Origin of the sequence: Brachybacterium saurashtrense (genome assembly GCF_003355475.1) — a bacterium.
Classification (GTDB): domain Bacteria; phylum Actinomycetota; class Actinomycetes; order Actinomycetales; family Dermabacteraceae; genus Brachybacterium; species Brachybacterium saurashtrense.
In genome coordinates, this window is record NZ_CP031356.1 from 1,825,603 (window position 1) to 1,846,220 (window position 20,618).

Annotated in this window: 18 protein-coding genes; 2 read left to right on the plus strand and 16 right to left on the minus strand. The window is 73.0% G+C overall.

Annotated features, from left to right (window positions below; translation table 11 throughout):
* Positions 1-192 precede the first annotated feature (192 nt).
* The 11 genes from argH to DWV08_RS08315 form a co-directional block, all read right to left on the minus strand.
* Entirely contained in the window at positions 193-1,680 is a 1,488-nt protein-coding gene (gene argH, locus DWV08_RS08265) for an argininosuccinate lyase (protein WP_115413352.1), read from the minus strand.
* Positions 1,677-2,915, minus strand: a complete 1,239-nt coding sequence (locus tag DWV08_RS08270; protein WP_115413353.1) for an argininosuccinate synthase — start codon at positions 2,913-2,915, stop codon at positions 1,677-1,679. Before DWV08_RS08270 ends, argH begins: the two co-directional genes overlap by 4 nt.
* Positions 2,916-2,991: 76 nt before the next feature.
* Entirely contained in the window at positions 2,992-3,546 is a 555-nt protein-coding gene (locus tag DWV08_RS08275) for an arginine repressor (RefSeq protein WP_115413354.1), read from the minus strand.
* Positions 3,543-4,526 carry an ornithine carbamoyltransferase gene (gene argF / locus DWV08_RS08280; RefSeq protein ID WP_115413355.1) on the minus strand — a complete coding sequence of 328 codons (984 nt, stop codon included), beginning with the start codon at positions 4,524-4,526 and terminating at the stop codon, positions 3,543-3,545. The genes DWV08_RS08275 and argF overlap by 4 nt, the downstream gene beginning before the upstream one ends.
* 1 nt (position 4,527) lies before the next feature.
* Positions 4,528-5,832, minus strand: coding sequence for an acetylornithine transaminase (locus DWV08_RS08285; RefSeq protein ID WP_115413356.1), 1,305 nt, complete (start codon positions 5,830-5,832; stop codon positions 4,528-4,530).
* Positions 5,825-6,817: an acetylglutamate kinase gene (gene argB, locus DWV08_RS08290; protein WP_241237188.1), complete on the minus strand. Its 993-nt coding sequence runs from the start codon at positions 6,815-6,817 to the stop codon at positions 5,825-5,827. The genes DWV08_RS08285 and argB overlap by 8 nt, the downstream gene beginning before the upstream one ends.
* A complete protein-coding gene (argJ, locus tag DWV08_RS08295) occupies positions 6,814-7,983 on the minus strand; it encodes a bifunctional glutamate N-acetyltransferase/amino-acid acetyltransferase ArgJ (RefSeq protein ID WP_115413357.1) in 1,170 nt (389 codons plus the stop codon). Before argJ ends, argB begins: the two co-directional genes overlap by 4 nt.
* A 106-nt stretch (positions 7,984-8,089) precedes the next feature.
* A complete protein-coding gene (gene argC / locus DWV08_RS08300) occupies positions 8,090-9,202 on the minus strand; it encodes an N-acetyl-gamma-glutamyl-phosphate reductase (RefSeq protein ID WP_164740359.1) in 1,113 nt (370 codons plus the stop codon).
* A 165-nt stretch (positions 9,203-9,367) separates the two neighbouring features.
* Entirely contained in the window at positions 9,368-10,276 is a 909-nt protein-coding gene (locus DWV08_RS08305; protein ID WP_115413359.1) for an endo-beta-N-acetylglucosaminidase H, read from the minus strand.
* A 247-nt stretch (positions 10,277-10,523) separates the two neighbouring features.
* A complete protein-coding gene (gene pheT, locus DWV08_RS08310) occupies positions 10,524-13,103 on the minus strand; it encodes a phenylalanine--tRNA ligase subunit beta (RefSeq protein ID WP_115413360.1) in 2,580 nt (859 codons plus the stop codon).
* A 1-nt stretch (position 13,104) separates the two neighbouring features.
* The gene (locus DWV08_RS08315; protein ID WP_115413361.1) at positions 13,105-14,211 is read right to left on the minus strand and encodes a phenylalanine--tRNA ligase subunit alpha; all 1,107 of its coding nucleotides are present in this window, start codon (positions 14,209-14,211) and stop codon (positions 13,105-13,107) included.
* A gap of 143 nt (positions 14,212-14,354) precedes the next feature.
* Between DWV08_RS08315 and DWV08_RS08320 the strand changes: the two genes are divergently transcribed.
* Complete coding sequence (locus DWV08_RS08320) at positions 14,355-15,455, plus strand: S-(hydroxymethyl)mycothiol dehydrogenase (protein WP_115413362.1); 1,101 nt, start codon at positions 14,355-14,357, stop codon at positions 15,453-15,455.
* Positions 15,452-16,072: an MBL fold metallo-hydrolase gene (locus DWV08_RS08325; protein WP_115413363.1), complete on the plus strand. Its 621-nt coding sequence runs from the start codon at positions 15,452-15,454 to the stop codon at positions 16,070-16,072. The genes DWV08_RS08320 and DWV08_RS08325 overlap by 4 nt, the downstream gene beginning before the upstream one ends.
* Before the next feature lie 62 nt (positions 16,073-16,134).
* Here DWV08_RS08325 and DWV08_RS08330 read toward each other — a convergent pair whose 3' ends face one another.
* From DWV08_RS08330 to infC, 5 genes are read right to left on the minus strand one after another with little or no spacing between them, the layout of a single operon-like run.
* Positions 16,135-18,174, minus strand: coding sequence for a bifunctional copper resistance protein CopD/cytochrome c oxidase assembly protein (locus DWV08_RS08330; RefSeq protein WP_115413364.1), 2,040 nt, complete (start codon positions 18,172-18,174; stop codon positions 16,135-16,137).
* Complete coding sequence (locus DWV08_RS08335) at positions 18,171-19,091, minus strand: TrmH family RNA methyltransferase (RefSeq protein WP_115413365.1); 921 nt, start codon at positions 19,089-19,091, stop codon at positions 18,171-18,173. Before DWV08_RS08335 ends, DWV08_RS08330 begins: the two co-directional genes overlap by 4 nt.
* Before the next feature lie 19 nt (positions 19,092-19,110).
* A complete protein-coding gene (gene rplT / locus DWV08_RS08340) occupies positions 19,111-19,491 on the minus strand; it encodes a 50S ribosomal protein L20 (RefSeq protein WP_115413366.1) in 381 nt (126 codons plus the stop codon).
* Between the two features lie 58 nt (positions 19,492-19,549).
* Positions 19,550-19,744: a 50S ribosomal protein L35 gene (rpmI, locus tag DWV08_RS08345; RefSeq protein ID WP_010550143.1), complete on the minus strand. Its 195-nt coding sequence runs from the start codon at positions 19,742-19,744 to the stop codon at positions 19,550-19,552.
* A 25-nt stretch (positions 19,745-19,769) separates the two neighbouring features.
* Complete coding sequence (infC, locus tag DWV08_RS08350; protein ID WP_115413367.1) at positions 19,770-20,393, minus strand: translation initiation factor IF-3; 624 nt, start codon at positions 20,391-20,393, stop codon at positions 19,770-19,772.
* Positions 20,394-20,618 lie beyond the last annotated feature (225 nt).

Sequence of the window (20,618 nt, forward strand, 5' to 3'; positions counted from 1 at the left end):
TCGGTTCCTCTCGAAAGGTCGTACGGCTCCCGGTCGGGGCCGCGGTCATTCTCCCCTACGCAGGGGACCCGGTGCCACGCGATTTCGCTCGCGGGGCGGTGACGGCCGACGGGTCCCAGGCCGACGGGTCCCAGCCCGACCGCCGGACCGACCGGCCGGCTCCCTCCCTGCCGTGGAGCCGGCCGACCGGCCTCAGGAGTCGGCGCGGTCGCGCGTGAAGCCGCGCAGCGCCGTGAGGGTCGCGGCGGCGGCGTCGGTCTGCTCCGCCACGCGGACCGGCGCGGTCCCGCCCTTCGCATCGCGGGAGGCGATGGAGCCCTCCACGGAGAGCACCTCCCGCACCGAGGCATCGAGGTGCTCGGAGATGCCCTCCAGCTCCGCGTCGGTGAGGTCCCACAGCTCCTTGTCCTGGCTCTCCGCGAGCTTCACGCAGGCGCCGGAGATCTCGTGCGCGCTGCGGAAGGGGACACCGCGGCGCACCAGGTGATCGGCGATGTCGGTGGCGAGCGAGAAGCCCTGGGGGGCGAGCTCGGCCATGCGGTCGGTGTGGAAGACGAGCGTGGCCATCATGCCGGTGAACGCCGGCAGCACCAGCTCCAGCGAGTCCACCTGGTCGAACACCGGCTCCTTGTCCTCCTGGAGGTCCCGGTTGTACGCCAGCGGCAGCGCCTTGAGCGTGGTGAGCAGGCCCACCAGGTCCCCCACCACGCGGCCTGCCTTGCCGCGGGCCAGCTCGGCGATGTCCGGGTTCTTCTTCTGCGGCATGATCGAGGAGCCGGTGGAGAAGGAGTCGTCCAGGGTGATGAACGAGAACTCCTTGGTGTTCCACAGGATGACCTCCTCGGCGAGCCGGGAGAGGTCGATGCCGATCATCGCGAGCACGAAGGAGAACTCGGCGGTGAGGTCCCGCGAGGCGGTGCCGTCGATCGAGTTCCACACCGACTCGGTGAAGCCGAGCTCGTGCGCGACCGCCTCCGGGTCCAGTCCCAGGCTGGAGCCGGCCAGCGCCCCGGAGCCGTAGGGCGAGACGTCCGCCCGGGCGTCCAGGTCCCGCAGCCGCTCCACGTCCCGCAGCAGCGGCCAGGCGTGGGCCAGCAGGTGGTGGCTGAGCAGCAGCGGCTGCGCGTGCTGGAGATGGGTGCGGCCCGGCATCGGGGCGCCGTGCACCTCGCGCGCCCGGGCGATGAGCACGTCCACGAGGTCCAGCACCTGGTCGCCGAGCACCCGCGCCTGGTCCCGCAGGAACAGCCGGATCAGGGTGGCGATCTGGTCGTTGCGGGAGCGGCCGGCGCGCAGCTTGCCGCCCAGCTCGGGGCCGGCCCGTTCGATGAGGCCGCGTTCGAGGGCGGTGTGCACGTCCTCGTCGTCGGGCGCGGCGACGAAGGCGCCGGAGGCGACGTCGGCCGCGAGACGGTCCAGGGCGTCCTGCATCCCGGCGAGCTCGTCGTCGGTGAGCAGGTCGGCGGCGTGCAGCACGTTCGCGTGGGCCGCGGAGCCGCGCAGGTCGTACTGCGCGAGTCGCCAGTCGAAGTGCGTGGACACCGACAGCGCCGCGAGGGCCGCGGCGGGGCCGGAGCCGAAGCGCCCGCCCCACAGGGAGGCCTTCTCCTGCGCGGCCGACGGGTCCGCGGCGGCCGACGGATCCGCGGCCGCGTCGGGCGTCGAGGGATCGGTGCTCATGCCCGGTCCTCGGAAGCGGCGTCGAAGTCCTCGCCGTTGCCGAAGGCGACGTCGCGGGCGGCGGCCTGCTTCGCGGCCAGGCCGTAGATGTCGATGAAGCCGCGGGCGCTGCCCTGGTCGAAGGTGTCGCCCTCGTCGTAGGTGGCGAGGTGGAAGTCGTACAGGCCGGTCTCGGTGCGGCGACCGGTCACGGTGGCGCGGCCGCCGTGGAGGGTCATGCGGATGTCGCCGGAGACGTAGCGCTGGGTGTCGGCGATGAACGCGTCCAGGGAGCGCTTGAGCGGGGAGAACCACTGGCCGTCGTAGACCAGGTCGGTCCAGCGGTCGCTCACGGTGCGCTTGAAGCGGGCCTGCTCGCGCTCGAGGGTGACCCGCTCGAGCTCCTGGTGCGCGGTGATCAGCGTCATCGCGCCCGGCGCCTCGTACACCTCGCGGGACTTGATGCCCACCAGGCGGTCCTCGACGATGTCGATCCGGCCGATGCCCTGGGCGCCGGCGCGGCGGTTCAGCTCCTGGATGGCCTGCAGCGGGGTGACCGGGCGGCCGTCGATCGCGACCGGGACGCCCTGCTCGAACGAGATCACCACCTCGTCCGCGACCGGCGGGAAGGCCGGATCGTCGGTGTAGCTGAAGACGTCCTTGGTGGGCTCGTTCCAGATGTCCTCGAGGAAGCCGGTCTCGATCGCGCGGCCCCACACGTTCTGGTCGATGGAGAAGGGGTTGTGCTTGGTGGTCTCGATCGGCAGGCCCTTGCGCTCGGCGTACTGGATCGCCTTGTCGCGGGTGAGGGCGAGGTCGCGCACCGGGGCGATGCACTTGAGCTCGGGCGCCAGCGAGGTGATGGAGACCTCGAAGCGCACCTGGTCGTTGCCCTTGCCGGTGCAGCCGTGGGCGACGGTGGTGGCTCCGAACTTCTTGGCGGCCTTGACCAGGTGCTTGGTGATCACCGGGCGGGAGATCGCCGAGACGTTCGGGTAGGCGTCCATGTACAGCGCGTTGGCCTGCAGGGCGGGCATGCAGTACTCGTTCGCGAACTCGTCGCGGGCATCGGCGACGTACGCCTCGACGGCGCCGCAGTCCAGGGCGCGCTGGCGGATCACCTCGAGGTCCTCGCCGCCCTGGCCCACGTCCACCGCGCAGGCGATGACGTCGGCGCCGGTGGCGTCGTGGATCCAGCCGATGGCGACGGAGGTGTCGAGGCCGCCGGAGTAGGCGAGGACGATCTTTTCGGTCACGGGAGTTGCTCCTTGAGGGGGTTCGTGGTCGGGAATCGGGCGGCGGTGGGCCCGACGGGTCGTGGGGCCGGCCCGGTCAGGGGGCCGGCGGGGAGGCCTCGGGGCCGTCGGTGTCCCGACGTCCCTCGGCGAGGTCGAGCAGGCGCTCGGCGAGGCGGTCGCCGCCGGCGGGGTCCCGGGAGACCAGCAGCACCGTGTCGTCACCGGCGATCGTACCGAGCACGTCCGGCATGACGGAGCGGTCCAGGGCGGAGGCGAGATACTGCGCACCCCCGGGCGGGGTGCGCACCACCACCAGGTTGCCGCTGGCCTCCGCGGAGACCAGCAGACCCTCGGCCAGGCGCGGCAGGCGCGCCTCCAGCAGCTCGCCCTCGGTGGTGACGGCGGGACGCGTGGTCCCGCCCTCGGGCGGCAGGCGGTAGACGAGGCTCCCGGCGGAGCCGCGCACCTTCTCCGCCTGCAGCTCCACCAGGTCCCGGGAGAGGGTGGCCTGGGTGACCTCGATGCCCTCGGCGGTGAGCAGCTGCGCGAGCTGCGACTGGGACGACACCTCCTGGTGGGTGAGCAGCTGGACGATGCGCTGCTGGCGGGAGGTCTTGGTCTGGGCGAGCGCCCGACGGGGATCGCTCATCGTCGCTCCCCCGCCGGCCGGGCGTGGGCGGCGGTGTGCTCGTCGGGGTGCTCCAGCAGCCAGGTGAGCAGCGCCTTCTGGGCGTGCAGGCGATTCTCCGCCTCGTCCCACACCACGGAGTCGGGGCCGTCGATGACAGCGCCGGTGACCTCCTTGCCGCGGTAGGCGGGCAGGCAGTGCAGGAACACTCCCCCGGACAGCGCCATCAGCTCCTCGGTGACCTGGTACGGGGCGAAGGTCGCCTCGCCGCGGCCCTGCTCGCCCTCCTGCCCCATCGACACCCAGGTGTCGGTGATGACGGCGCTCGCGCCGGCCGCCGCGGCACGGGGATCCTCGGTGAGGGTGACGGCGCCGCCGGTGCGCGCGGCGATCTCCTCGGCGCGGGCGAGCACCGCCGGATCGGGGCGGTGCGAGGCGGGGGCCGCGATCCGCACGTCCATGCCGGCGGTCACGCCGCCCAGCAGGTAGGAGTGGGCCATGTTGTTCGCGCCGTCGCCGAGATAGGCGAGGGACCGTCCCGCCAGGGCCGCCTCGCCGGCGGCCAGTCCCCCGGTGTGCTGGGCGATGGTCTGCAGGTCGGCGAGGATCTGGCAGGGGTGGAACTCGTCGGTGAGGGCGTTGACCACGGGCACCGTGGCGTGCGCGGCCATCTCCTCGATCCGCTCCTGCCCGAAGGTGCGCCACACGATCGCCGAGACCATGCGGGTGAGCACCTCGGTGGTGTCCGCGATGGACTCGCCGCGGCCCAGCTGGCTGGAGCCCGCCTCCATCACCAGCGGGCTGCCGCCCAGCTCGGCGATGCCGGTGGCGAAGGAGATGCGGGTGCGGGTGGAGGACTTGTCGAACAGCACCGCGACGGTGCGGGGGCCCTCCAGGGGTCGCTTCGCGAAGCGGTCGTCGGCGAGCTCGAGGGCGAGGGCCAGCACCTCCTTCTGCTCGGCGGGGCTCAGGTCGTCGTCGCGCAGGAAGTGACGGGGCATCTCAGTGCTCTCCTTCGAGGGCGGGGTCGGCGTCGGCCGCGGCGCGGGCGGAGACCGCCTCCAGCAGGCCGGGCAGGGCGGCGGTGAAGGTCGCCAGCTCCGCCTCGGTGATGATCAGGGGCGGGGCGAGGCGCAGGGTCGAGGGGTCGGGGGCGTTGACGATGAACCCGGCCGCGAGCGCCTCGGCCGCGACCTCCTTCGCCAGCGGGGCGCGCAGGGCGACGCCGAGCAGCAGGCCGGCCCCGCGCACCCCCTCGACGAGCGGGTGGTCCAGGGCGAGCACGTCCCGGGTGAAGCCCGCTCCCACCCTGCGCACATGGGCGAGGAGGTCGTCCTCCGCGAGGGTGCCGAGCACGGCCAGGCCCGCGGCGGCGGCCAGCGGGTTGCCGCCGAAGGTGGTGCCGTGCTGGCCGGGCTGCAGCAGGTCGTGCACGGCCGGTCCCATGCTGATCACGGCACCGATCGGGAAGCCGCCGCCGAGGCCCTTGGCGAGGGTCATGACGTCCGGCTGCACCCCCTCGACCGCCTGGTGCGCGAACCAGTGCCCGGTGCGGCCGATCCCGGTCTGGACCTCGTCGAGGATCAGCAGGGTGCCGTGCTCCCGGGTGAGGCGGCGCAGCGCGCGGAGGTACTCGGGAGCCAGCGGGCGCACCCCGGCCTCGCCCTGGATGGGCTCGGCGAACACGGCGGCGACGTCCCCGGGCGCGAGGGCGTCGGCGAGCGCCTGCTCGTCCCCCGCCTCGAGGAACTCGACCCCGCCGGGCAACGGCTCGAAAGGAGCGCGGTAGGCCTCCTTCGAGGTGAGGGCGAGGGCGCCCATGGTGCGGCCGTGGAAGGAGTTCGCCAGGGCGAGGATCCGGGGCCGGCCCGTGCGACGGGCGATCTTGAACGCGGCCTCGTTGGCCTCGGTGCCGGAGTTCGCGAAGAACACGCCGGAGCCGGCCGGGGCGCCGGAGAGCTCCAGGAGCTTCTCGGCCAGCTCGATCTGCGGGGCGGAGGCGAAGAAGTTCGAGACGTGCCCGAGGGTCTCGGCCTGCTTGCTCAGCGCGGCCAGCAGCGCCGGGTGGGCGTGCCCGAGGGTGTTGACCGCGATCCCGGCGAGCAGGTCGAGGTACTGGGTCCCCTCGGTGTCCCACACGTGCACGCCCTCGCCGCGGGCGAGCACCTTCTGCGGGGCGCCGAACACGGGCAGGAGCGCCTCGCCGTAGCGGGCGGCGTAGTCGTCGGCCCCGTCGGCCGCGTGCGCCGCACCGGTCGCGGGCGTCGTGGCGTTGTGCTCAGACGCAGTGGCGTTCCGCTCAGACATAGTCGTCCCTCCTCACCATCGTGCCCACACCCTTGGTGGTGAACACCTCCAGCAGCACGGCGTGCTCGATGCGTCCGTCGATCATCGCGGCGGTGCGCACCCCGGCGTCCACCGCGCCCAGCAGCGCCTCGGCCTTGGGGATCATCCCGGAGGTGAGGCTCGGGAGCATGGCGCGCAGCTCGCTCGCGGAGATCTCGGGGATCAGCGAGGCGCGATCCGGCCAGTCGCGGTACAGGCCCTCCACGTCGGTGAGCATCACCAGCTTCTCCGCGTCCAGGCCCTCGGCGAGGGCGGCGGCGGCGAGATCCGCGTTGATGTTCAGCACGTCCCCGGTGGGGGTGCCGGCGGCGTCCACCTCGGGGGCGATCGAGGAGATCACCGGGATCCGCCCTCCCTCGAGCAGGTCGCTGATCGACTCGATGTTCACCGAGGAGACCGCGCCCACGTGCCCGAGGTCCACGTCCTCGCCGTCCACCACGGTGCCGCGGCGGGTGGCGGTGAACAGGCGCGCGTCCTCCCCGGACATCCCGATGGCGAAGGGCCCGTGCTGGTTGATCAGCCCCACCAGCTCGCGACCCACCTGGCCCACCAGGACCATGCGGGCGATGTCCATCGTCTCGGCGTCGGTGACGCGCAGCCCGCCGCGGAAGGTGGACTCCTTGCCCACCCGCTCGAGCATCGCGTTGATCTGCGGCCCGCCGCCGTGCACCACGACCACATGGATGCCGGCCAGGCGCATGAACACGATGTCGGCCGCGAAGCCGCGGCGCAGCTCGTCGTCGACCATCGCGTTGCCGCCGTACTTCACCACCACGATCCTGCCGCGGAAGCGCTGCATCCACGGCATCGCCTCGATGAGCACACCGGACTTCTCGCGCGCCTCGGTGCGGGCCGCGTCGAGCTGCGCGAGCGGGTTCTTGCCCACGCGCGGGGTCTCGGCCGGCGGGGCGCCCTCGGGGGTCGGGGCGGTCTGGTCAGGGCTCATGAGGAGTAGGCGCTGTTCTCTTCGACGTAGTCGTGGGTGAGGTCGTTGGTCCAGATGTCCCCGGTGGCGGTGCCGGCGCCGAGGTCCACCTCGATGAGGGTCTCGCGCGGGGTCATGTCCACCTCGGAGCGGTCGCGGTGGGCACCGCCGCCGCGGCACACCTCCACGCCGTTGACGTGCACGGAGAGTTCAGCGACGTCGAACGGGGCGATCGCCTCGGGCACGCAGCCGGCGGCCGCGACGATCCGGCCCCAGTTGGGGTCGTTGCCGAACACGGCGGCCTTGACCAGGTTGGAGCGGGCGATCTCCCGGGCCACGGCGAGCGCGGCCTGCTCCGTGCTCGCGGCGCGGACCACCACGTGCACGTCGTGGCTGGCGCCCTCGGCGTCGGCGACGAGCTGGCGGGCGAGGTCCGCGCTGACGACGCGCACCGCCTCGGTGAGCTCCTCGAGCGAGGGCGCGATCCCGGAGGCGCCGGAGGCGAGCAGCAGCACCGTGTCGTTGGTGGACATGCAGGCGTCGGAGTCCACCCGGTCGAAGGTGGTGGCGGTCGCGGCGCGCAGCGCGGCCTCCGCCGTGGCGGCGTCGACGTCGGCATCGGTGGTGAGCACCACCAGCATGGTCGCGAGCTGCGGGGCGAGCATCCCGGCGCCCTTGGCGATCCCGCCCACCACCACGCCGGAGGCGGTGGTGGCCTCGGCGGTCTTGGGCACCGTGTCGGTGGTCATGATCGCGCGGGCGGCGGACTCGTCGGCCTGCGTTCCGGCGTCGAGCCCGGCGACGGCGGCGGTGGCGCCGGCCAGCAGCGGCTCCATCGGCAGCCGCTCCCCGATCAGTCCGGTGGAGCACACCAGCACGTCCTGGGCGTCCACGGCGAGCTCCGCGGCGAGGTGCTCGGCCGTGCGGTGGGTGTCGGCGAAGCCCTCGGGGCCGGTGCAGGCGTTGGCGCCGCCGGAGTTGAGGATCACGGCGCGGGCGCGGCCGTCGGCCACGGCCTGGCGCGACCAGAGCACGGGGGCGGCCTGGACGCGGTTGGCGGTGAACACGGCGGCGGCGGTGTCGCGGGGGCCGTCGTTGAGGACGACGGCGAGGTCCGGGGCGCCGCTGGCCTTGAGACCGGCGGCGAGGCCGACGGCGCGGAAGCCACGGGGGCGGGTGATCGACACGGGGGCTCCTGAGAGTGAGAGCGGGTGGGAGGTGCGGCGCCGACGGGGGCGTCGACGGGGCGGGGGCGCGGTCGGCGCCGTGCGGGCGGCCGGGCCGACGGGACCGTCAGGGGGCGAGCGCGGTGCGGGTGAGCCCGGTGGTCTCCGGCAGACCCAGCGCCAGGTTCAGCGACTGCAGCGCCGCCCCGGCGGTGCCCTTGACGAGGTTGTCGAGAGCGGAGATCACGGTGGCCTGGCCGCTGCGTCGATCCACGGCGGCACCGATGCGCAGCGTGTTCGCCCCGGTCACCTCGCCGGTGGTGGGGAACGCTCCCTCGGGCAGGACGGTGACGAAGTGCTCCTCGGCGTAGTCGCGCTGCAGGGCGTCGAGCAGGTCGCCGGTGGTGGTGCCCTCCGCCACGCGGGCGGTGCACACGGCGAGGATGCCGCGGCTCATCGGCACCAACACCGGGGTGAAGGTGAGGCGCTGGCCGTCCGTGCCGGTGGCGCGGCGGAGGTTCTGGAGCACCTCGGGCACGTGGCGGTGGGTGCCGCCCACGGCGTACGGGGACGCGCTGCCGGCGGCCTCGCTGAACAGCAGATGCTGCTTGGCGGCGCGCCCCGCGCCGGAGTAGCCGACGGGGAGCACGGCGTTCAGCGCGGCCGGGTCCACCAAGCCGGCGCGCACCACCGGCGCGAGGGCCAGGGAGACGGCGGTGGCGTTGCAGCCGGGCACGGCGATCTCGTGGGCGTCGCGCAGGAGGTCCCGCTGCCGGGTGCCGTCGGCGAGCGGCAGCTCGGGCATGCCGTAGGTCCAGGTGCCGGAGTGCTCGCTGCGGTAGTAGTCCTCCCAGTCCTGCGCGGACTCGAGCCGATGATCGGCGCCGAGGTCGAGCACGAGCACGCTCGGATCCTCGGCGCGCAGGGCGGCGGCGATCGCGCCGGACTGGCCGTGGGGCAGCGCGAGCACCACCACGTCGTGCCCGCGGAGGGTCTCGACGCTCGTCTCCTGCAGCACGGGGTCGTGGCCGAGGTCGATGTGCGGGGCGACCTCGCTGAGAGGCCTGCCGGCGCTGGAGTGCGCGGTGACGGTCGCGACCTCCACCCCGGGATGCCCGGCGAGCAGGCGGAGCGTCTCGCCGCCGGCGTAGCCGGAGGCGCCGACCACCGCGACGCGGGGGCGGCGCGACGCAGGATCAGACATGGTGCGGGCCGGGGATGCAGTGCTCGCGGACGTCATGCCGGAAGTATATACAGTGCGATGCATGAACAGCCAGCCGCAGGGGGAAACCGTCCATCCCGCGGACACGAGCCCGTCGCATCGTGGTGATGACCGGCTCCCGACCGGCCGCGACGCCGGTCCGGCGCCGACGAGCGCCCCTCGACCCGCGCGGCGCCGGCGCTCTCAGCGCCGCTGCGCGGCGCTGCCGTAGAGCGGCTCGGTGAAGGCGGAGACCAGCTCGGTCTGGTCACCGTCCTGGAGCTGGTACGTCACATAGGCGCCGCACCCCTCCTCCACGGTGCGCTCGGCCAGGGAGCGCACGATCTCCGGCGTGGCCCAGGCGGCGCTGAGATCGACGGCCGCCGCCCCGTACCGCTCGCGCGGCAGGCCGGGCACGTCGTAGTAGCGGAAGCTGCCGTAGTAGGGGTTCCACGCGTAGTCGAGCAGATCGCCCGCGCGCACTCCGTCGAGCTCGAGGTGCTCGGCCGAGGGGCCGATCACGTAGAAAGTGAGCAGCCGGTTGGGCAGGCGCTTGCGCAGGGACTGCAGGAGGTGCACGAAGGAGTGCTCGTTGGGCTGCGCCGTGCCGTTCTCGCCGTACTTCGCCCATTCGTCGTCGAGGTCCACACCGTCCAGGCCGTAGCGGCGCACGAGGGTGGAGACCTCGAGGGCGAAGGCGTCCGCCGCGGCGGCGTCGGGGAAGTTCGCGAACCCGGCGCCCTGGTGGTTGCCGAGCACGGAGAGGAGCACCTTGATGCCCTTCTCCTGCAGCGGGCGAACGTAGGTGTCCACGTTGTCGAGCACGTGCTGCACGTTCTCGTTGCAGTGCAGGTAGGCCCGCTCGCCGTCGTAGTTGATGTTCGCGGCGAAGATGATCGCGATGTCGTAGGCCGCGGAGCCGTCCTCGAGGAGGTAGTCCCCGACATTGAGGATCGAGGTGTCGTTGACCTCGATGTAGGCGATCGAGGCGATGCGGTCGCCGCGTCGCGCGGGTTCGGCGGCGGCGGGGCCGGCGACCGCGCTCGCGGCGACGCCACCGGCGGCGATGCCGCCGAGGCCGGCGATAAGGGTCCTGCGGGAGACGGTGGTCATGTCATGTCCTCCTGGAGCCTGGCACCCGGTGCGTCGGGCGACCGGCGCCACGATGCGCCGGCGCGACGACACTAGACACTTAAGCGCATTAGTGCAAGGCATCACGACACGACGGGGCGGGAACGATGAGGCCGGCCCCGCGGGCGACGGGCTCCTCCTGCGAGAGGCCCGCCGGCCCGGGACTCCGCGCTCCGCCGACCGGGACTCCGCGCGCCGCCCTGTCCGGAGCGGAGCGCGGAGCCGGTGCTCAGGCCCGCAGCACGCCGCCCACGGCGGACTCCACCGCGGCGATGATGCCCGTGCGGGTCGCACCGATCTGCTCGGCGGTGAGGGTGGCCTCGGGCGAGCGGAGCTTCACGGCGTAGGCCAGGGACTTCTTCCCCTCGCCGATCTGCTCGCCGGTGAACACGTCGAAGAGGTGGACGCTCTCCGCGAGATCGCCGGCGCCCACGAGGATCGCGGCCTCGACCGCGCTCGCGGGCACGGAGTCCTCGACCACGAAGGCGAAGTCCTCCTTCGCCGGCGGATAGGTCGGCACCGGCTCGGCGCGGACCACGGCCGGGGCCGCGGCGATCACGGCCTCGAGGTCGAGCTCGAACGCGGCGGTGCGCGCCGGGAGCGAGAACTCCTTGAGCACGGAGGGGTGCAGCTCGCCGGCCGCACCCACCACGATGCTCTCGCCGTCGGCCGCGAGGACGCGCAGCTCCCCGGCGCGGCCGGGGTGGAAGGGCGCCCGCTCGATCTGGCGCACCTCCAGCGCGGCGCCGACGGCCGCGGCCGCACGGCGTGCCATCTCGAAGGCATCGGCCCAGCCCCACGGGCCGGGATCACCCTGCCACGAGTCGGGGCCGGAGGCGCCGCCGAGCACGGCGGCGAGCGCGGTGGTCTGCGCGGGCAGCGCGGCCTCGATCTCCGCGAGCTCCGCCTCGGAGGGGCGCTCGGCCGGGGCGGGCACGGGCGCCGCCATCGCTGCCTCGGAGGCCAGGAACACGGAGCCGCGCTGGAAGATCGCCACGGACTCCTCGCCGCGGCCCAGGTTCCGCTTCGCGACGGGCAGGAGGCTCTGCAGCAGCGCGGTGCGCAGCAGCGGCTCGTCCTCGGCGAGCGGGTTCAGCACGCGCACGGCATCGCGGCGCGCGTCGCCGGTCTCGTAGCGCAGCGCGTCATGGATCGACGGGGCGACGAACGGGGCGGAGTTCACCTCGGTGAGCCCGGCCTCGGCCAGCGCCCGTCGGGCCGCGCGGCGGGCGCGCTGGGCGACGGTGAGCCCGCGCCCGCCGGGCGCCGTCGGCAGCTCGGAGGGGATCTCCGCGTAGCCGACCAGGCGCGCGATCTCCTCGACGAGGTCCTCGCGGATCGTCAGGTCGGGGCGCCAGGACGGCGGGGTGACGCGCAGAGCGTCCTCGCCCTCGCGCTCGACGGTGCAGCCGATCGCCTCGAGGGAGTCGATGACCTGCGCGTCGGTGTACGCGATGCCGACGACCCGCTCCGCATCACGCAGCCCGATCACGACCGGCGCGGGTGCGGTGACCGAGCCCTCGTCGGTGACGTGGGCGGAGACCTGGCCGCCGCCGTGCTCGACGATCAGCTGGGCGGCGCGGTGCGCGGCGATCAGCGGGAGCTGCGGGTCCACGCCGCGCTCGAAGCGCTTGGACGCCTCGGAGGGCAGGCGGTGACGGCGCGCCGTGCGGGCCACGGTGACGGGGTCGAAGGTCGCGGCCTCGAGCACGATGTCGGTCGTGGTCCCGGAGACCTCCGTGTCCTCGCCGCCCATGACGCCGGCGAGGCCGAGCACGCGATCGCCCGCGCCGCCGGCGTCGGTGATGAGCAGATCCGCGGGATCGAGCGTCCGGGTGACGTCGTCGAGGGTGGTGAGCGTCTCGCCCGTGCGGGCGCGGCGCACGGTGATGGGGCCTTCGAGCTTCGCGGCGTCGTAGGCGTGCAGCGGCTGGCCGAGGTCGAGCATCACGTAGTTGGTGACGTCGACGATCAGCGAGATCGGGCGCATCCCGGCGAGCGTGAGGCGGCGCGCCATCCAGCGCGGGGTCTGCGCGGCGGGGTCCACACCGGTGACGCCGAGGGCGACGAAGCGGCGGCAGCCGGCCTCGTCCTCGAGGCGCACCCCGACCTCGCCACCGGCCTGCGCCGTGGTCTCGACGGTGGCGGCCGGATCGGTGTAGGCGGCGCCGGTCGCGTGGGAGTACTCGCGTGCCACGCCCCGCATGGAGAAGCAGTAGCCGCGGTCCGGGGTCACGTTGATCTCGACGACCTCGTCCGCCAGGCCCAGCAGCGCGATCGCGTCATCGCCGGGCTCGGCGGCCAGGCCCGTCGCGTGGCCGCGGCCCAGCACGATGATGCCGTCCTCGCCCTCGGGGTCCGGGCCCAGGCCCAGCTCCTCGCCGGAGCAGATCATGCCGTCGGAGGTGTGGCCGTAGGTCTTCCGCGCGGCGATCGCGAAGTCGCCGGGCAGCACGGTGCCGGGCAGGGAGACGACCACGAGGTCCCCCTCGACGAAGTTGTGCGCGCCGCAGATGATGCCGCGGCTGGGGCGCTCCTCGCCGGGCTGCGGATCCTTCGGGTCGTCGGCATCCTCGTTGTGCTCGGGGCCGACGTCCACGCGCACCCAGTTGATGGTCTTGCCGTTCTTCTGCGGCTCCTTCACGAGCTCGAGCACGCGGCCGACGACCAGCGGGCCGGTCACCTGCGCGCCGAAGATCGCCTCCTCCTCGAGCCCGAGGCGGGAGAGATCGGTGGCAACCTCGAGCGCGCTCGCGGTCGAGGGCAGCTCGACGTGCTCGCCGAGCCAGGTCAGGGGAATGCGCGGCATCTCAGATCTCCGTCCCGTAGTGCTGGGAGAAGCGGACGTCGCCCTCCACCATGTCCCGCATGTCCGCCACGCCGTTGCGCAGCATGAGGATGCGCTCGATCCCGAGGCCGAAGGCGAAGCCCTGGTACTCCTCGGGGTCCACCCCGGCGGCGCGCAGCACGTTCGGATGGACCATGCCGCAGCCGCCCATCTCGATCCAGCCGGTGCCGCCGCAGACGCGGCACTCCAGGTCCGCGTCGTGCTCCAGGCCCAGGCGGGCGTCGCAAGCGAAGCAGCGGAAGTCCATCTCGGCGCTCGGCTCGGTGAAGGGGAAGTGGTTGGGGCGCAGGCGGGTGATCGGCGCGCCGCCGAAGAGGTGCGCGGCGAGCGCGTCGAGAGTCCCCACGAGGTTCGCCATCGTGAGGCCCTTGTCGATCGCGAGGCCCTCGACCTGGTTGAACATCGGCGAGTGGGTCGCGTCCATCTCATCGGCCCGGTAGACGGTGCCGGGGCAGGCGACGTACAGGGGCGCGCCGCGCTCGAGCATCGCGCGGATCTGCACCGGGGAGGTCTGGGTGCGCAGCAGCATCCCGGAGTCCTCGGGCGCGAGGTAGAGGGTGTCCTGCAGGGAACGGGAGGGGTGGTCCTCGTCCGCGTTCAGCGCATCGAAGTTCAGCCAGGCGGACTCGGCCTCGGGGCCCTCGGCGATCTCCCAGCCGATCCCGACGAAGAAGTCCTCGATCCGCTCGGTGAGGGTCCACAGCGGGTGCGCGGCGCCGCGCGGCCGACGGTCCGCGGGGAGGGTGACGTCCACGGTCTCGGCGGCCAGCGCCGCCTCCTCCTCGGCGGCGGCGAGCTCGGCCTGGCGGGCGGCGAGCTCCTTCTGCACCCGGCCCTTGCCCTGGCCGACGAGCTTGCCGGCGGCGGCCTTCTGCTCCTTGGGCAGGTCCTTGATGGCACGGTTGGCGCCGGTGAGCACGCTCGCATCGCCGACGTGGGCGATGCGCACCTGCTTGAGCTCGTCGGTGGAGGCGGCCGCGGCGATCGCGGCGAGGGCGGCGTCGACGGCGGCGGTGATCGCCTGCTCGTCGATCGCGGACGCGCCGGGCGCGGGTGATGTCTCGGACACGGGGTTCGCTTTCGTCCGTCGGGTGGGGAGGGGCCCGGTCTCGAGCCCGGGCACCGCGGACCATTGTAGGAGGAGCATGGCCGCGAGCCGCCGATGGAGTCGATAGGCTGGTCACGTCCCACACACCGTTGAAGGAGCACTTCATGCCCACCACCGTGAAGGGCGTCGTCGCCCTCGCCGAGAAGCAGCCCGCCGAGCTGGTCGACATCGTGATCCCCGATCCGGGGCCGCACGACGTCGTCGTCGACATCGAGGCGACCGGTGTGTGCCACACCGACCTCGCCTACCGCGACGGCGGCATCAACGACGAGTTCCCGTTCCTGCTGGGCCACGAATCCGCCGGCCGCGTCTCCGTGATCGGCGAGTCCGTCACCCACGTGCAGGTGGGCGACTACGTGGTGCTGAACTGGCGCGCCGTGTGCGGCGAGTGCCGCGCCTGCAAGAAGGGTGTGCAGCAGTACTGCTTCGACACCCACAACGCCTCGCAGCCCATGACCCTCACCGACGGCACCGCGCTCACCGCCGCCCTCGGCATCGGCTCCTTCGCGGAGAAGACCCTGGTCCACGAGGGCCAGTGCACGAAGGTCTCCGAGGACGCCCCGGCCGAGGTCGCGGGCCTGCTGGGCTGCGGCGTGATGGCCGGCATCGGCGCCTCGCTCAACACCGGCCAGGTGCAGCGCGGCGAGTCCCTCGCCGTGATCGGCCTGGGCGGTGTGGGCTGCGCCGCGATCGCGGGCGCGACGCTCGCCGGTGCCACCACCATCATCGGCCTGGACGTGGACGAGAAGAAGCTCGCCGCCGCGAAGGACCTCGGCGCCACCCACACGGTGCACACCGCGGGGATGTCCCCGCAGGAGGTGGCGGAAAAGGTGCAGGAGCTCACCGGCGGGTTCGGCGCGGACGTGGTCGTGGACGCCGTGGGCATTCCGCAGACCTACGAGACCGCGTTCTACGCCCGCGACCTCGCCGGGCGCGTGGTGCTGGTGGGCGTGCCGCGCCCGGGCGTGGAGCTCACGCTGCCGCTGCTGGACGTGTTCGGCCGCGGCGGGGCGCTGAAGTCCTCCTGGTACGGCGATTGCCTGCCCGAGCGGGACTTCCCCTACCTGATCGACCTGTTCCTGCAGGGCCGCCTGCCGCTGGACCGCTTCGTCACCGGCCGCACCGATCTCGCCGGCACCGACGCGGCGCTGTCCTCGCTGCACGAGGGCGACATCCTGCGCACCGTGGTGGAGGTGGCCAAGTGACCGCGCGACTGGACCATGCCGTGACCTCCGGCACCTTCTCGCTGGACGGCGAGACCCACGAGGTGGAGAACAACGTGTGGGTGCTGGGCGACGACGAGCAGTGCGTCGTTTTCGACGCCCCGCACGACGTCGAGAAGGTCGAGGAGCTCGTGGGCGACCGCGAGTGCGTGGGCATCCTGCTCACCCACGCGCACGACGACCACGTGCGCTTCGCGCCGGAACTCTCCGAGGCGCTCGAGGCGCCGATCCTGCTCAACCCCGCCGACCGCGAGGTCTGGCAGCTCACCCACGGGGATCTTCCCTGGGACGACGACGTGGCCGACGGGGACATGTTCACGATCGCCGGCGTGGACCTCGAGGCGCTGCACACCCCGGGCCACTCCCCCGGCTCCACCTGCTACTACTCCGAGGAGCTGGGGGCCGTGTTCACCGGCGACACCCTGTTCCAGGGCGGGCCCGGGGCGACTGGACGCTCCTTCTCCTCGCGGGAGAGCATCGAGGAGTCCGTGCGGGAGCGGCTGTTCGCGCTGCCGGAGGACACGGTGGTGCACACCGGCCACGGCCCGGACACCACCATCGGCACCGAGAAGCGGGCGGCGCAGGGCGACTGGCTCTGAGCCCTCGCACCCCCGCGATCCCCGCCGCACCCGGTCCCGGGCTGCGGCGGGGATCGTCGCGTTCAGGGCCCGCTGCGCGGCGTGTCGTTCGCGGAGCCCTCGGGATCGCTCGACGTCGCTGCGGCCTCCTCGGCGTCGTTCCCGCCCCCGCCCCGCAGGCTCGCCAGATACGCGTTGTACGCGGCGAGCTCGGCGCCGCCGTCCCGCTCCGCCTTGCGGTCGAACTGGCGGGCGCGACGGTCCTCGGACTTCATCCACAGCACGGCCACGATGATCGCGTAGCCCACGGTGGGCACCTCGGAGATCGCCCACATGATGGTGCCGCCGCGCTGCTGGATCAGCTCCAGGCGGTCCAGCGAGTACATGCCCAGCTCCAGGTACCAGTCCTGCGCCACGATCCAGGTCGCGGAGACCATCGCCACCCCGAAGAAGGCGTGGAACGCGAGAGTGACCAGCAGCGTGATCAGCTTCAGCACGGGGTTGATCGGTCGGGGCGCGGGGTCGATCCCGATCAGCACCCAGGCGAACAGGTAGCCGGAGGCCAGGAAGTGCACGGCCATCAGCACGTGCCCGAGGTGGTGGTACATCGCCATCTCGAACAGCGGCGAGAAGTAGAACAGGATCAGCGAGCCCACGAAGATCAGCCCTGCCACGGGCGGGCTGGAGATCACCCGCGAGTACCCCGAGTGCAGCGCCGCCAGCACCCATTCCCGGATCCCGCGGGAGCCGTCGGTGCGGGGAGCGACCGCGCGGGACAGCAGCGTGACCGGTGCGCCCAGCACCCACAGCGGCGGCACGATCATCATCATCGCCATGTGCTGGATCATGTGGGCGTCGAAGCGGAACTTGCCCCAGGCGGCGGCGGTCCCGTTCATCACCCACACGAACGCGGCCACGCCGGCGAGGAAGCAGGCGGTGCGCAGCCACGGCCAGGCGTCGCCGCGGCGGGTCAGGCGCACCACGCCGGCGGTGTAGGCGCCCGCCATCACCGCGGCCAGGGCGAGGGAGACCCAGTCCGGCTGGAACTCGGTGAACAGCGTGCTCGGGGAGAACGGCCGCTCCGGCGGGGCGAAGCCCACCAGGGACAGGGTCCGCAGCTCGCCCACGGCGGGGACGTCCTGCGGGACCGGCGGGGCGGTGCGGCCCAGCGCCACCGACGTGCCGATCACCAGCGCCATCACCAGTCCCTCGGTGGCCGCGAGGTGGCGGAACCGCACCCTGTCCCCCAGCCGCCGCCGCTGCAGCGCGCCGAGCATCGCGAGCGTCACCAGCCCGAGGGCCTTGACCAGCACCAGGCGTCCGTATCCGGTGGTGACCAGCTCGCCCCAGGAGTCCATCCGCATCAGCGCACTGAGCACACCGCTCAGCGCGAGGGCCGCCACGGCGGCGAGGGCCCAGGGCGAGAAGCGTCGGATCGCGGTCGCCGCCTGCTCCTGGGTCATCCAGGGGCCGAGCAGGAACAGCACCAGCAGCCCGCCCGCCCACACGGAGACCGCCACCAGGTGCACCGCCATCGCGTTGACGGCGTTGATGTGGTCCAGGCTCGCGCCGGCGTGCCCGGCCAGGCCCAGCGAGGCCGCGCCGATCCCGGCCAGGGCCAGCCCCCAGCAGGCGAGCACGGTGGAGCGGGCGAGCCCGTAGCAGGCGGCGGCGAGGCCGGCGAGCACGGCGATGCTGAGCTGGATCCGGCCCAGTTCGCCGGCCAGCGCCACCTGCCACACGTTCTGCGCGGTGCCGGCGCCGGTCGCCTCGAGGCCGCCCAGCGGGATCAGCGCGAGGGAGGCGAGCGCCCACAGCAGCGCGCCCGCGGCGGCCAGCCTCGCCGTGCGCCGGCGCAGCGGGTCCAGGGTGGTCACTTCGCGGCGTCCCGGCCCCGGCAGCAGCAGCGCCACGGTGCCGCCGGCCCCGATCGCGAGCAGCAGGCCCAGGTGGTGGAGGCTGCGCACCACGGGCAGGCCCCAGGTGACCAGCGGTGAGGCGGGGACCAGCTCGGACCGGGCGAGGGCGCCGGTGGCCGCGAGCCCTGTGAGGGCGGCGACCACGGTGAGCAGCAGGAGCAGCGGGACGGCGAGCGCGCTGGTGCGCCGGGCGAGATCGGTCATGCCTCGAGCCGTCGGCGGCGCAGGGTCTCGTACAGGCACACCGTCGCGGCGGTGTGGACGTTGAGGGATTCGGCGTGCCCGGCCAGCGGGATCCGCACGGCCAGCGGTGCGGCGGCGAGGGTGGCGTCGTCGAGCCCGTGGGCCTCGTTGCCGAGGATCCAGGCGAGGCGCGCGGGCAGCTCCGCGGTGAACAGCTCCGCCTCGGCGTAGCCGCTGGTCGCGGCGGCGGTGAGGGCGGCGTCGTGCAGGGCGGGCAGCACCTCCTCGATCGCGGCGCCGGTGAGCACCGGGAGGTGGAACAGGCTGCCGGCGGAGGCGCGCACGGCCTTCGGCGAGTAGGGGTCGGCACTGGTGCGGGTCAGCAGCACGAGATCGGCGCCGGCGGCGTCCGCGGTGCGCACCAGGGTGCCCACGTTGCCCGGGTCCCGCACCTCGTGCAGCACCACCACGGTGACCGGCCCGTCGGCGGGGAGGGCGCGCAGCGCAGTCGGCACCTGTGCGGGCTCCTCCGCGGGCAGGCGGCCGACGGCGACGGCGCCCTGCGGGGTGACCGGCGCGCCGCCGGCCGGCGGGGCGGTGCCGGCGTCGGCGTCCGCGCTCCGCGGTGCGGCGGGCCCGCTCTCCCGGACCAGGGCGCGCAAGATCTTCTCGTCGACCTCGCGCACCGGGAGGCGGTGCCGGGCGGCCAGTGAGGCCAGCTCCGGATGGGCCTCGCGGGCGCGTTCGGTGAGGAAGAGCTCGAGCGCCAGGTCGGGACGGTGCGTGAGCAGGGAACGCACCGCCTGCGGGCCCTCGATGCGGAACCGCCCCTGCTTGCGACGCGCGGAGCGCCCGGTCAGCGCCGCCACCTTCCGCACCCGCTCGGAGCGGGGGGAGGTGAGCGGGGACTGATCCGGGCGCTCGGACGCGTCTGTCATCGCTGCGATGTCAGCGATGTCAGGCCGCGGGGGCGTTGACGTCCTTGGGGAGGGCGTTCTTGGCGACCTCGACCAGGGCGGCGAATGCCGGCGCGTCGTTGACGGCGAGCTCGGCGAGCATGCGACGGTCCACCTCGACACCCGCCAGGCCCAGGCCCTGGATGAAGCGGTTGTAGGTCAGGCCGTTGGCGCGGGACGCAGCGTTGATGCGCTGGATCCAGAGCTGGCGGAAGTCGCCCTTGCGCTTCTTCCGGTCGCGGAAGTTGTAGGTCTGCGAGTGCAGCACCTGCTCCTTCGCCTTGCGGTACAGGCGGGAGCGCTGGCCGCGGTAGCCGCTGGCCTGCTCGAGGATTTCCCGACGCTTCTTCTGGGCGTTGACCGCCCGCTTCACGCGTGCCACGTGATTCTCCTTCGATCGTGAGTTCAGGGGCGCGGGAGCTGGGCTCCCGCGTGGGCGATCAGCGGCCCAGCAGCTTCTTCATGCGCTTGGCATCGGCCTTCGACACGTCGGTGTCGGAGCCCAGACGGCGCTTGCGGGTGGAGGACTTGTGCTCCAGCAGGTGGCGGGCGTTCGCCTTCTCGCGCATGAGCTTGCCCGAGCCGGTGACGCGGACGCGCTTCTTGGTACCCGAGTGGGTCTTGTTCTTCGGCATCTGCCTGTTCTCCTTCTGACGTTTCTCAGGACTCGGCGCCGGTCTCGGCCTCGCCGCCGGCGGACTGCTCGTCCTTGCCCCGGGCCGCAGCCTTCTCAGCATCGGTCTTGCGCTTGCGGGCCTCGGCCATGGCCTGGGCCTTCTTCTTGTGAGGCCCGAAGACCATCACCATGTTGCGGCCGTCCTGCCGCGGGTGGGACTCGACGAAGCCATAGTCCGCGACATCCTCGGCCATCCGCTGCAGCAGCTTGACACCGCGCTCCGGGCGGGACTGCTCACGCCCGCGGAAGCGGATGATGACCTTGACCTTGTCGCCGCCGTCGAGGAACTTCTCGACGTTGCGACGCTTGGTCTCGTAGTCGTGGGTGTCGATCTTCAGGCCCATCCGGATTTCCTTCTGGACCGTGTTCGCCTGGTTCTTGCGCGACTCACGGGCCTTCAGGTTGGCTTCGTACTTGTACTTGCCGTAGTCCATGAGACGAGCGACCGGCGGGTTCGCACCGGGGGCGACCTCGACCAGGTCGAGATCTGCTTCCTGGGCGAGACGCAGGGCGTCCTCGACCCGGACCTCGCCGACCTGCTCGCCGGCGGGCCCGACCAGGAGGACCTTCGGGACCCTGATCTGACCGTTGATGCGCTGTTCGCTGATGTTGGCTCCTCACCTTGGTTCGAGTCGGAAGACGACGAAGGCCCCCGCATGTCATGCGGAGGCCCCAAGGTGCATGCGCCGAAGCACCGAGCGGGCACGGCGGCCCGCTCGCCGTGCTCGCGCACGGCTGCGATACTGACCCGGCGGCCGGGGGCCGCAAGGTGGGAAGGGACTCCACTTGAGGAACGGATGACGAGGGTTCGACCTGTTCCAGTCGTCTATCCT

Bases quoted from the DNA above. Each gene is read 5' to 3' on its own strand.
- DWV08_RS08305 (WP_115413359.1), bottom strand. From the start codon at position 10,276: ATGACCACCGTCTCCCGCAGGACCCTTATCGCCGGCCTCGGCGGCATC.
- DWV08_RS08330 (WP_115413364.1), bottom strand. From the start codon at position 18,174: ATGACCGATCTCGCCCGGCGCACCAGCGCGCTCGCCGTCCCGCTGCTC.
- DWV08_RS08320 (WP_115413362.1), top strand. From the start codon at position 14,355: ATGCCCACCACCGTGAAGGGCGTCGTCGCCCTCGCCGAGAAGCAGCCC.
- argF (WP_115413355.1), bottom strand. From the start codon at position 4,526: ATGCCCCGTCACTTCCTGCGCGACGACGACCTGAGCCCCGCCGAGCAG.
- DWV08_RS08285 (WP_115413356.1), bottom strand. From the start codon at position 5,832: ATGTCTGAGCGGAACGCCACTGCGTCTGAGCACAACGCCACGACGCCC.
- DWV08_RS08275 (WP_115413354.1), bottom strand. From the start codon at position 3,546: ATGAGCGATCCCCGTCGGGCGCTCGCCCAGACCAAGACCTCCCGCCAG.
- pheT (WP_115413360.1), bottom strand. From the start codon at position 13,103: ATGCCGCGCATTCCCCTGACCTGGCTCGGCGAGCACGTCGAGCTGCCC.
- DWV08_RS08335 (WP_115413365.1), bottom strand. From the start codon at position 19,091: ATGACAGACGCGTCCGAGCGCCCGGATCAGTCCCCGCTCACCTCCCCC.
- rpmI (WP_010550143.1), bottom strand. From the start codon at position 19,744: ATGCCGAAGAACAAGACCCACTCGGGTACCAAGAAGCGCGTCCGCGTC.
- argC (WP_164740359.1), bottom strand. From the start codon at position 9,202: ATGACGTCCGCGAGCACTGCATCCCCGGCCCGCACCATGTCTGATCCT.
- argB (WP_241237188.1), bottom strand. From the start codon at position 6,817: ATGAGCCCTGACCAGACCGCCCCGACCCCCGAGGGCGCCCCGCCGGCC.
- argH (WP_115413352.1), bottom strand. From the start codon at position 1,680: ATGAGCACCGATCCCTCGACGCCCGACGCGGCCGCGGATCCGTCGGCC.